The organism is Psychrobacter sp. UBA3068, from assembly GCF_002366815.1.
GTDB classification, from domain to species: domain Bacteria; phylum Pseudomonadota; class Gammaproteobacteria; order Pseudomonadales; family Moraxellaceae; genus Psychrobacter; species Psychrobacter namhaensis.
In genome coordinates this window covers 43,997-55,837 of the sequence record NZ_DFBY01000007.1, presented here as the reverse complement: position 1 = coordinate 55,837, position 11,841 = coordinate 43,997, and the positions used below count along the sequence as shown (strand labels likewise).

The 11,841-nt window shown below is 45.3% G+C and carries 10 protein-coding genes and 1 pseudogene; 5 read left to right on the top strand and 6 right to left on the bottom strand.

The window, feature by feature from the left end:
- Positions 1 to 15: 15 nt before the first annotated feature.
- From B2P60_RS01215 to hppD, 3 genes are all read right to left on the bottom strand, one after another.
- Positions 16 to 357, bottom strand: a complete 342-nt coding sequence (locus tag B2P60_RS01215) for a 4a-hydroxytetrahydrobiopterin dehydratase (protein WP_193006389.1) — start codon at positions 355 to 357, stop codon at positions 16 to 18.
- 108 nt (positions 358 to 465) lie between these two features.
- Entirely contained in the window at positions 466 to 1,377 is a 912-nt protein-coding gene (gene phhA / locus B2P60_RS01210; RefSeq protein WP_286738961.1) for a phenylalanine 4-monooxygenase, read from the bottom strand.
- 225 nt (positions 1,378 to 1,602) lie between these two features.
- The gene (gene hppD, locus B2P60_RS01205) at positions 1,603 to 2,703 is read right to left on the bottom strand and encodes a 4-hydroxyphenylpyruvate dioxygenase (protein WP_286738960.1); all 1,101 of its coding nucleotides are present in this window, start codon (positions 2,701 to 2,703) and stop codon (positions 1,603 to 1,605) included.
- A gap of 157 nt (positions 2,704 to 2,860) precedes the next feature.
- Between hppD and B2P60_RS01200 the strand changes: the two genes are divergently transcribed.
- The 4 genes from B2P60_RS01200 (at position 2,861) to B2P60_RS01185 (ending at position 7,406) form a co-directional block, all read left to right on the top strand.
- Positions 2,861 to 3,790, top strand: a complete 930-nt coding sequence (locus B2P60_RS01200) for a LysR family transcriptional regulator (RefSeq protein ID WP_193006386.1) — start codon at positions 2,861 to 2,863, stop codon at positions 3,788 to 3,790.
- Positions 3,791 to 3,955: 165 nt separating this feature from the next.
- On the top strand, positions 3,956 to 5,152 hold the full coding sequence (locus tag B2P60_RS01195; protein ID WP_198333530.1) for an aromatic amino acid transaminase: 1,197 nt from the start codon (positions 3,956 to 3,958) through the stop codon (positions 5,150 to 5,152).
- A gap of 280 nt (positions 5,153 to 5,432) precedes the next feature.
- Positions 5,433 to 6,722 carry a fumarylacetoacetase gene (gene fahA / locus B2P60_RS01190; RefSeq protein WP_193006384.1) on the top strand — a complete coding sequence of 430 codons (1,290 nt, stop codon included), beginning with the start codon at positions 5,433 to 5,435 and terminating at the stop codon, positions 6,720 to 6,722.
- A gap of 108 nt (positions 6,723 to 6,830) precedes the next feature.
- On the top strand, positions 6,831 to 7,406 hold the full coding sequence (locus tag B2P60_RS01185) for a VOC family protein (protein WP_193006383.1): 576 nt from the start codon (positions 6,831 to 6,833) through the stop codon (positions 7,404 to 7,406).
- 48 nt (positions 7,407 to 7,454) lie between these two features.
- Here B2P60_RS01185 and B2P60_RS01180 read toward each other — a convergent pair whose 3' ends face one another.
- Positions 7,455 to 8,309 (bottom strand): IclR family transcriptional regulator, encoded by an 855-nt coding sequence (locus B2P60_RS01180; protein WP_198333529.1) that lies wholly within the window; start codon positions 8,307 to 8,309, stop codon positions 7,455 to 7,457.
- A 140-nt stretch (positions 8,310 to 8,449) separates the two neighbouring features.
- Here B2P60_RS01180 and maiA point away from each other — a divergent pair, with 140 nt between their 5' ends.
- Positions 8,450 to 9,094, top strand: coding sequence for a maleylacetoacetate isomerase (gene maiA / locus B2P60_RS01175; protein ID WP_286739031.1), 645 nt, complete (start codon positions 8,450 to 8,452; stop codon positions 9,092 to 9,094).
- 200 nt (positions 9,095 to 9,294) lie between these two features.
- Here maiA and B2P60_RS01170 read toward each other — a convergent pair whose 3' ends face one another.
- Together B2P60_RS01170 and B2P60_RS12315 are read right to left on the bottom strand one after the other, a co-directional pair.
- The gene (locus B2P60_RS01170) at positions 9,295 to 11,625 is read right to left on the bottom strand and encodes a YadA-like family protein (protein WP_414706614.1); all 2,331 of its coding nucleotides are present in this window, start codon (positions 11,623 to 11,625) and stop codon (positions 9,295 to 9,297) included.
- A 35-nt stretch (positions 11,626 to 11,660) separates the two neighbouring features.
- Positions 11,661 to 11,841, bottom strand: a pseudogene (locus B2P60_RS12315) (hypothetical protein); the annotation flags it as partial.

The window sequence follows — 11,841 nt, the reverse complement described above, 5'->3', positions numbered from 1 at the left end:
CGATTACCAATCGGATTATTGATCAAATAAGCCATCGGTCTTAGCCGCCATGACAAAGTCATTACGGTGCAAACCTTTAATACTGTGCGACCACCACGTTACGGTCGCTTTGCCCCACTCGACTAGGATGCCTGGGTGATGCCCTTCTGCTTCGGCTATTTCTGCCAGTTGATTGGCAAATGCCATCGCCTTAACGAAGTTTTTAAATTTATATTGTCGTTGTAACTGTTTGATGCCATCGACTTCAATCAATGACCAATCTGGTATTTGTTGTAACAGCACGCGTGCCTCAGTCTCATCGACTGTCGGTGCGCCAATACGGCACGCTTCGCAGCTGCCTTGTGATAACTCAGTCATCATAATATCCTTATTTTAACGATTGTTTTTTTAATACACATATACCTGTGTCGATGTCGGTTTACCCTTCTCTAAATATTTAACACGCCAAAACTATTTTTTAGGCCACTAACTGGTTTTAACTGAATATGTAGGCTGGAACAATCCGAGTGTGCGGGCTTGCTTGATTACGCCCATGATGTCACTATCGACGATGTCAAATAGCGTATCTAAATCGTCGATGATGTAGTAAATTGGCTGAATTTGATCGATACGATACGGCGTACGTAATACATCCAATAAATCAAAGGCTCGATACTCTGGGCCGTTTTTTGGCTCATCACTCAGCGCGTAGATCGTCTCAGAAGGTGAGCTTAGAATGCCGCCGCCATAGATTCTGCGATCTTCACGGCGGCGCCCAACCAAACCAAACTCAATGGTAAACCAATAGAGCCGTGCCAAAAACCACCTTTCTTCTTTAGTCGCATTAAGACCAAGCTTGCCATAAGTTTCATTAAACGTTGCAAACGCAGGATGGGTCAGCAGTGGGCAATGTCCGACGATTTCATGAAAAATGTCAGGCTCTTCGATATAATCCATGTCTTCAAATCGACGGATAAAAGTCGCCACAGGAAATCGCTTATCAGCCAGCAGTTTAAAGAATTTGCCAAAGCTGATTAATGCAGGAACAGCCGCTGTCCTCCAGCCTGTGGTCGCTTGTAGTACTTCATCAATGTCACTTAGCTGCGGTATGTGCGTGGTGGGGAGATTTAACTTCGTTAAACCTTCTATGTAGGCTGAGCAAGCACGGTTGGGGATTTGATCGGCTTGACGCGCAAGCAGTGCTTGCCACATGGCATTGTCATCATCACGGTAATGAATATAACCATGGCTATCTGGTTGATGTGAGACGTAAGGTAGCTTTTTATGAGTGGCGTCGTCATGAGTAGACGCATCAGTGCCTATAGCCTCGTCTTTAGAGATGAGCGTGTCATTCATACTGACTGTGTTGTGAGCAGTGGTATGTTGTTGGCGTTCCATGCCTATACTCCTTTTATTGCGATCAATCTTTTACTTTTTGATTAGTAAGTTTTTGATATGAGTAACGTTACGGCCAGCGCTCTACATATCACTCACTGACTTATCACTCACTTACTTCAGTTACCTTGTTGGTAAGTAAAAGGTTGATAGGGACAAGACAAACTCCTTTTGCCCTGCCCATTTATCATGTTTAAAAGATTTATTGAGGTAAAGCCTGACTGAAAACTACGGCGTTTCCGTCTCTTGTTGACCAACCGTGCCGCGGCGTACTTGATCGCGCTCGATGGATTCAAACAGCGCTTTAAAATTACCTTCACCAAAGCCTTCTTCGTAATCGCCTTTACGTTGGATAAATTCGAAAAACACAGGGCTACCCAAGATGGTTTCAGAGAAAATCTGTAGCAATAGACGTGGTGTGCCGCTTTCAGTCGTACCATCTAGCAAGATACCGCGCGTTTGTAGCTCAGAAACATTCTCGCCGTGGCCTGGTAGGCGCTCATCAAGCATCTGATAGTAAGTCTCATTTGGCGCCGTCATTAGCGGAATACCAGCGGCTTTTAACTTATCGATACTAGCAAGCAAATCATCACAGGCTAAGGCAATATGCTGGATACCTTCACCATTGAAATGCATTAAATACTCTTCGATTTGGCCACCGCCCTGCTTTGACTCTTCGTTCAATGGTATACGGATTTTACCATCAGGCGCAGTCATGGCTTTACTGGTCAGACCTGTGTATTCGCCTTTGATATCGAAATAGCGAATTTCACGGAAATTGAAAATACGCTCATAAAAGTTTGCCCAATAAGCCATGCGACCACGGTACACATTGTGGGTTAAATGATCGATGACCTTAAAGCCATATCCAATCGGGTTTCTATCAATATCAGCAAAAAACTCAAAGTCGACGTCATAGATAGACTCACCATCTTTATAACGGTCAATTAAGTAGATCAGCGAGCCGCCGATGCCTTTGATAGCAGGTAGTCTCAGCTCCATCACGCCTGTTGGTACGTCTACTGGCTGAGCGCCCATCTCAATGGCACGCTCGTAGGCTTTTTGAGAATCTTGTACGCGAAACCCCATACTACAAGCACCCGCACCGTGCTCTTCAACGAAGTAGCTGGCTTGACTTTTTGGCTCACGGTTTAGGATAAGATTGATGTCACCTTGACGGTACAAAGCGACATCTTTTGAACGATGGTTGGCCACATGCACAAAGCCAAGCTGTTTAAATAACGCGTCGACCGCGTCTGGTTTAGGGGAGGCGAATTCAACAAAATCAAACCCATTTAGGCCCATTGGGTTGTCAAATAAATCTGCCATTGTCATCATCCTTAATTTCAATTGGTGGTATAAAACACAGTAAAATAGTATAAAAAAGTACTTTCAATCAATAATTCTTATTGACGATGTATTTATATTAGATTAGCTTTATTTATAAGACTAATTGTTTTTTATGATTTATTTATCAGGTTTACTTATGAATATCAGCATTCGCCAATTAACCGCTTTTATCAACGTCGCTGACAACGGCAGTTTTACTCGTGCCAGCGATCAGATGCATTTGACCCAATCTGCCGTCAGTGGCTTGATTAAAGAGCTAGAATCCAGCCTCGGTATCGTGTTATTTGACCGTACGACCCGCCAGCTGTCTTTGTCAGCCGTAGGACGACATTTATTACCGCAAGCTCGGCGCATCTTGAATGAGATGCAACTGTTTGAAAATGAGGCCAGTAGCTTGACAAGCTTAGCGCAAGGGCAAGTACGGCTCGCCGTTTCACAGTTTGCAGCTTCCTCTATGCCAGCAGTCATCGCCCAATTTGCCAAGAAGCATCCTGAGATTAGTGTGTCGTTATTGGATTGTTCGGCAGAAAATTTGCTCAGACACATTCAAGATATTGAAGTGGATTTAGGGGTTGGTACTGAGCTTGGTTTTATGGAGACTGAGGATGATATCAGCGCCGATTTGTTGTACCAACTACCGTTTTGTGTGGTCACACCGGATAACCATGCGCTGGCGCAAAAATCTGAAATCACTTGGCAGGACTTACTGGGTATTCCGCTGATCACGCTGCAAGGCCCCTTTATCGAGCAAGTAACGGCAGAGCTGGATGACAGGGTTGCGACCCATATCCAGCAAGCTCGCTACAAAGTAAATTTTATGTCCACCGCCCTTGAGATGACCCGCCAAGGCTTTGGTATCACCTTGTGTCTGCCCTATATGCCTGAGGTCATTGACTGGGTCAGCGCCAACGGCTTACAAATGAGGCCATTGATGCAACCTTTTAAAATGCGTCAATTTTTTATATACCAACGCTCTTCTAGAGCGATGTCCCCTGCCACCATTGCCTTTAAGGCATTCTTGCAGACCTATTTTTCTAGCCATTTTAATGACTTACAACGTATCTAAGTGTTGTCCACTCAAGCGTGACTCGCGCTTATACACGTCTAAAAAAAATAATTTTAGCCCACTATTTGGTTAATTATTCAAGATAACTGAATCTCATATTGAGTTAACCGTCAATTTGCTCTATGATTTTTGCCGGTTCGATTTATATTTCTATAAGGAAGCAACATGTTTGAACGTATCGACTATTACGCTGGTGATCCAATTTTAGGGCTGATGGAAAAATTTTTGGCGGATAACAACCCCAATAAAGTCAACTTAGGCATTGGTATTTACTATGACGAAAACGGCGTACTGCCTGTACTCGACTGTGTAAAAACTGCCGAACAACGCATTGCAGACCCTATCGCTCCTCGCCCGTACCTCCCTATGGCAGGCTTGCCAGGACACCGTAAAGGCTGTCAGGAGCTGCTCTTTGGTAAAGACGCTCAAATCTTAAAAGACGGTTTGGTGGCGACTATCGCAACGATCGGTGGTTCTGGTGCCCTAAAAGTCGGCGCTGAATTCATCCATGACTGGTTCCCGCAAGCTAAGTGCTACGTGAGCGATCCTACGTGGGGCAACCACATTGCCATCTTTGAGGGCTCTGATGTTGTCGTTGGCAAATATCCGTACTACGACAAAGCCAATAGTAGTGTCAAGTTTGATGAGATGATTGCGTTCTTTGAGACGTTGAATAAAAATGATGTGGTCTTGCTCCACCCTTGCTGCCACAACCCAACGGGTATGGATTTGACCCGTGAGCAATGGGATACGGTACTAAACGTGATTCAAGCGCGTGAACTGATTCCATTTATGGATATTGCTTACCAAGGCTTTGGCGAAGACATGGACAGCGACGCTTATGCCATTCGTAAAGCCGTCGATATGGGTTTGCCATTATTTGTCAGCAATTCCTTCTCTAAAAACTTATCGCTGTATGGCGAGCGTGTTGGTGGTTTATCGGTGGTTTGTCCAACCGTAGACGAAACCGAGCGTGTATTTGGTCAACTAAATGCTACCGTACGCCGTATCTACTCAAGCCCACCGTCACACGGTGGCCGCGTCGTCGATATCGTGATGAATGACGAAGCGTTACACGAACAGTGGGTTGGCGAAGTGTATGCGATGCGTGATCGCATCAAAGCCATGCGTTTCAAGCTCAAATCCGTGTTAGAAGCCAAAATTCCTAACCGCGACTTTGATTATATTACCCGTCAAAATGGGATGTTCAGCTTTACCGGCTTAACACCTGAGCAGGTCGAACGTCTACAAAGCGAGTTTGGTATTTATATGGTCTCTAACTCACGCATGTGTGTGGCTGGCTTAAACACCAGCAATATCGATTATGTTGCCAATGCGATGGCAGACGTTTTAAAAGACTGATTCGGTTTTGTAGCCAATGACATGGCTTAGAAAAAACAGATAATAACAGACAAGGCTGAGCAATTTAGTTGCTCAGCCTTTTTTATGCGCGGTGTTTTTTATGCACGGTGTTTTCTCAACTAATAAAAGTGAATAGCAACCCACCACATCCGCCCTGCGTAACACGAGTGATAAAAACTCTGCATAAAAATCCTTGCAATATACGCCTCTATAAATTACATTATTCATAAGTGGTTAACTATAACGTAATTTATTATTCATTCTTAGCAAGGAGCCCCTCATGTCAACGACTGACACCGCCCTCACCTCGTTTATCGACATCGCGAGCGATTCTGATTTCTCTATTCATAATCTGCCTTATGGCATTTTTAGCGACACTACCGATGGCAAACGCCGCGCTGGTGTGGCCATTGGCGAGCAAGTATTGGATCTGTCTGTCATCGAAGCAGAAGGTTTGTTAAATTTAGAGGGTGGTTCCTATTTTGATCAACCCACCCTAAATGCTTTTATTGACTCTGGTCGAAATAACTGGACTCAGGCACGTAACACCATTCAATCACTGCTATCTAGTGACAATGACACCTTACGTGACAACGCAGACTTGCAGAAAAAAGCCCTGTTTAAGCAAGCAGACGTCACCATGCACCTGCCTGTGCAAGTACCAGGCTTTACAGATTTTTACTCTTCTAAAGAGCACGCAACCAATGTGGGTACTATGTTCCGTGACCCGAACAATGCGCTCCTCCCTAACTGGACTGAGATGCCAGTTGGCTATAACGGCCGTGCTAGTACAGTTATCGTGACTGGTACAGATGTTGTACGCCCATCGGGTCAGCTAAAACCAAATGCCGATGAGCGCCCTGTTTTTTCAGCCTGTAAGCGTCTGGATTTTGAGCTTGAGACCGCTTTTGTCGTCGGTAAAGGCAATAATATTGGTCAACCGATTGCAGTAGATGATGCTTTTGCGCACATCTTTGGCATGGTTTTGCTCAACGATTGGTCAGCCCGTGACATACAAAAGTGGGAATACGTGCCTTTAGGCCCATTTAACGCCAAAACGTTTGCCTCAGAAGTGTCCCCTTGGATTGTGACCATGGATGCGTTGGCCCCTTTCAAAACCTCATGTCCAACCCAAGAGCCAAAACCGCTTGCTTATCTGAACGAAAAAGACACGGATAATAGCTTTGATATCAATCTATCGGTAGAGCTACTACCTGAAAATGCTGAGAGCGCCACGGTGGTTTGCGAAACCAACTTTAAATACATGTACTGGTCAATGGCTCAGCAGCTCACCCACCACACCATCACTGGCTGTAAAGTAGAAGTGGGTGACATGATGGGCTCAGGTACCATTTCAGGTTCAACGCCTGACTCTTATGGCTCAATGCTAGAGATCGCTTGGAACGCCACCAAACCCGTCACACTCAAAGGTGGCGAGACCCGCAGCTTTATCGAAGATGGCGATACCGTGATCATGAAAGGCTATAGCGAAAAGAACGGCATTCGTGTCGGTTTTGGGGAAGTACGCGGCAAAGTATTACCCGCTATCAACTTTGATTTTGACAAATAGTATTGACACATAAAACAGGCGTGCAATGAATCAAACTGAGCTACCAGTCATCTCACTTCCTGTACTGGTGGCTTGTTGAGTGACACGCCTTATCAAAAGGAGTTTGATATGAGCTTTAAAATTGAAAAAATCCATCATGTGGCCTACCGCTGCAAAGACGCCAAAGAAACCGTTGAATGGTATCAAAAACATCTAAATATGGATTTTATCCTCGCATTCGCTGAAGATCATGTACCCTCGACCAAAGCCTTTGACCCTTATATGCATGTCTTTTTAGACGCGGGTAATGGCAATGTTTTGGCGTTTTTCGAGGTGCCCAATCAACCAGAGATGGGCTTTGATCCCAATACACCAAACTGGGTTCAGCACTTGGCACTCAAGGTTAAAGATCGTGAAGAATTACTGGTGGCTAAAGATCATTTAGAAAAAACGGGGATCGATGTGATCGGGGTGACCAATCATGGTATCTTCCATTCTATTTACTTCTTTGATCCCAACGGTCACCGCTTAGAGCTGACCTATGACGACTCCGCTTCCGAATCAAAAATTTCTATGATCACCGAAGAGATGAAGCAAGAGATGCTTGATGAGTGGGCACGTACCAAACGCGCACCAACGCATACTCAGTTTTTGCATGCTGAAGAATTGGCTGAGGCACGCGAGGTAGTCCCTGTCGGTGAGTAAGCCTCACTTGATGCACCCTACTCCCTAAGGTAGCGCCTGTGTTCTTGGCTATGCCACTTGATACCGCTGCGCTATCGCTATTATTTGCTCAACCACGTTACGTTGTTTACTCATTGGTAGCTGCTCTGTGGTTCCGATGATTGTAATGGCGTACTCTAGTGGCAAGCTTTCGACAGAGGGCTTGTCATTGCTAAAGGGCTGAGAAGCCGTAATACTGGTAAGTGGGGGCAAGATTATAGGTACTGTGATGGCATTGATACCCATCAACATATCGCCCGTGACGGTCGCATAACCTTGGGTGCGAATCTTAGCTTGCAGTTGGGTAAAATTTTGCCATTTATCGGCTATTACCGCGTCATTTTTTGTCTGCCACTCTGCCATGACCAATGGCTTAACAATCTTGTCAGGTTGATAGCTCGCAAACAACTGTCCTGTCGCCGAGGTCGTCAGCGGCATACGTGAACCAATACGTGTAATAATGCTAATTGGGCTGTCCGGCTCAACAGATTGTATGATGATAGGGCCTTCACTAAACCATTTAGCGATTTGTACCCCGCAGTTGAAAATGTCTTTTATTTCACTAGCAACCTGCGTGAGACGCTCCAATACATTGTTTTGATTGTATCCTGTGTGCCCCAACGCTGCCAAGGCATTGACCCTCTCGCCTAGTCCATAGCGGCCATCGCTAAGCTTACGGGCGTAGTCTTTACGAATGAGACTGACTAAATAACGATGGCACTTTGCCGGATGCATCTGCATCACTTGGCCGATGTCCTTTAGCATCATAGGCTCGTTGTGCTCAATGAGAACATCTAATATCGACAGTCCAATCTCGAGTGACTGCACGCCACTTTGGTTTTTGCTCGTGGCAGAGTTATCTATAAGGCTTTTGGCTACTGGCATGGGTTGCTCGATTAAATATCAATTAAATAAAAACGTGACTCAGTAATACTTGTCGTTGACTGTGTGAAATAAGCTTGGTATCAATCATTATAACGTCTTATTCTACAGTCAACATACCACAATAAAAGGAATTAATAATGATGAAACTTTACGGCTACTTTCGTAGCAGCACCTCTTACCGTACTCGTATCGCCTTGAATTTAAAAGGCTTAGATTACGATAATATCACCGTTAATCTGGCGCAAGATGAGCAGCTAGAGAAAGCGTTTCAATCCATCAATCCTCAAGGATTGGTGCCTGTTCTGCAAGCTGACGACTTATTGTTGTACCAAAGTCCGGCTATTTTAGAGTGGCTGGAGGAAGTCTATCCTGAAAATCCCTTATTACCTAAAGACCCAGCTGGTCGTATGCACGTGCGCGCTATGAGCGCCATGATTGGCTGTGACATTCACCCAATCAACAACCGTCGTATCTTACAGTATCTACGCCATGAGTTGTCAGTAGATGAGAAGGAAGTGATGGCATGGTGCAACCGCTGGATGAGTGAGGGTTTTGCTGCTTTAGAGAAACGCCTAGCGACCGATAAAACTCGTGGAAAATTCTGCTACGGTGACAGCCCTACTTTTGCAGATTGCTATTTGGTTCCGCAAGTCTCTTCTGCTCACCGGTTTAAGGTAGATCTAAGTGCTTATCCTAATATCGTCGACATCGATACGCATTGTCGCACGCTAAAAGCATTTGCAGACGCTGATCCTACGATGCAACCTGATGCGCCAAAAGCCTAATAAGTCTCAAAGCATTCCTGTAATGAGTGTCTAACGCCAGTGGAAACCAATGGGAAAACGAATAGCCACTTAAGAAAATTTTTTATTCTCTGTCTAAATGCGTTAAACCCTATCTCTTTAATCCATAAAAAAGCAAGACAGCGACTGTCTTGCTTTTTTGTGTCTTGTTAATCATCTTAATACTTGGCGCGGCTGCTTACTCAGTCGAAATGGAAGCCTGCACCGATCGAGGCACCTGCATTGCCTTGCGTATCTGCAGTACCGCTTAGCTTCATGACCCAACGACCGTCATTAGATAGTTTAGAGAAGCCGATAGCAACGGCGCTTTCTCCATTGTACGTACCCACACCGCCTCCTATCATCGACTTACCTGAAATATAGGCTTGTGGTAGTGAGGACATCGCCATGGCGGCTGAAATACCCGCGTTTGCATCGTCTTCAACTTCACCAATTTTATAGCCTAATTGATTCATGTTGTCACCTAGTCTTCTACTAACCGCATCTAATTGACCGAAGTTCACGGCGTCTCGAGCTTCTACCCCATCAGCAACACCAGTCATACGCTGATTGCCTGCATATAGACCTTGAGCGGTCATACTTGGACCATCTTGCATACTAATACCGTTGCTGTTGATAACCGTCGTACCAGCGGTCACACTATCTACGTTAATGTTACCATTCAAGTCAAATTTGATGCTACTGCCCTCTGCGGTGGTCGTTATGTTGTTACCACCTGTGAAGCTTAAGACGCTAGCATCCCCTACTGGTTTGTTGATATTAGCACCACTGTCTGCCCCAAAATTGAGACCAGCATCGAGCCTGTCCTTATTGGCCGCGATGTTTGTAGTATTGGTGCTGATATTGGTGGTGTTAGTGGCAATATTAGTGGTATTGGTGGTGATCGCCGTGGTGTTGTTTTGTACGTTTTCATTGATTGCAATCGTACCTTGTCTGATAGAAGCAATCGCACCATCAATATTGCCTTGACCGGTCCCGCCGATATTGCTATTGGTAAAAGTACCATCTAGCGGATTGTAGACGGTATTACCGCCAATAATGCTGCTGATACCACTGCCTTGTGCATAGAGCTGACCACCGTTGATGGCATCTTGGCTGCCTGCTGTCACCGCACCATTTTGAACATTGGTAATCTTGTTATCAGCGGCATCAATACCACTTTTAGTGACGCTTGGACCACCCGCAATAGTGAGACCGTTATCGTTGATAGTGGTATCACCCGCTGTGACGCTAACCACGCTAATATCTGGATTTAAATCAAAGCTGATATCATTCGGGCCAGCAGGTACCGCCGCCGCACTTGCACCTATAGCAGCATTATTGACTAACGTTCTAGACACTTTAATGTTGCCATCTTTGCTATTCATATCAACCGTGCTTCCTTGTCTGACCATGGTAGCAACATCACCTTGAGCTGTGATCCCCCAACCTTGATCTAAAGCAACGGCGACTTCGTTTAATTGCCCGACGTTTACGGCATCAGTGTCTAGAGTGCCTTTACCGACATTGCGGATTGGGTTGCCACCATTGTCAAGACCACGGCTGCTCAGCAAGACCGTTCTACCTAAGCCATTATCAACAAAGGTAAAACCTGTGCTGTTCATGATGCTATCCCCTATCTGCATACGACCATCGTCGCCCAAGTCCAATTGGTTGTTGAGACGAACCTGAACACCAGTGGCAGAGGCAATGGTAGTAAGGTTACTATCACCGGTCACATTGATGGTATCTCCCAAGGCGAATTGCTGGTCATTGGCGCTATTGCCATCACCAATTTTGATGCCTTTAGCGATGTTTTCGTTAGTCTCAAATAACTGACGACCGTTCACTGCGTCCTGACTAGTAGTGCTCAACAATCCATCAGCCACATTCGTGATTTTATTGTTGCCATTGTTAAGCCCATTGTTCGTCAGCGCCACTTGGCTGTTATCACCGTTATATAAAGTGATACCCGCATTATTAACCTGAGTATTACCAGTAGTGACACTTCCTGTATCACCAAGGTTAATATCTTTAGCCAACCTGACAGTTAACGTATCAGCGCCATTAGCGGTGACACTAATGTTTTTCGTCGCTGGATCAGCATCGATAGTATCGCCACCTTTAACCGTGAGCTTTTGACCAAGCTTACGGTTGACGTCAGTCCCACTATCCCCGCCAAAGTTTAGGCCTTTATCCATTGTGGTAGTCGTGGCTTGTAATTGACCAAAGTTCACGGCATCACTATCTAACACACCGGCAGCAACCCCTTTGATCTGATTACCACCATTGTCAAGACCGGTACTGCTCAGTCTGACGGTACTGCCTTCTAGGAAGCTGACACCACCAGTGTTTAACAAGGTGTTGCCTGTAGTCACTTCGGTAAAGGCAACCTTGTCCTTTGTAGACACTTTAATACCATTGTCCTCAGCGGTGAGTACAATATTATCCCCTGTTAGGAAATTGGCAGTATTGTCTGTTTTATCCAGAGTTTTGACATTTTGACCATCAATCTGTGTGATGACAGTCTGCATAGCGCTGTCCGCTTTTACTAGACTGGCTTTGCTGGATTCGCTCAAGTCAACTGCGTAGTCAGTCATGTTAGTCGCCTCGTCTTTTTCACCTGCGGTGACAATGACTGCGGCAGACCCAGCTGAAGCGGTGACACCATCAGCATTGACAGTATAGACGTCTTGACCATTACCACCTGTCGACTTCACAACTTTAGCAACGTTAGTACCTGCAACCAC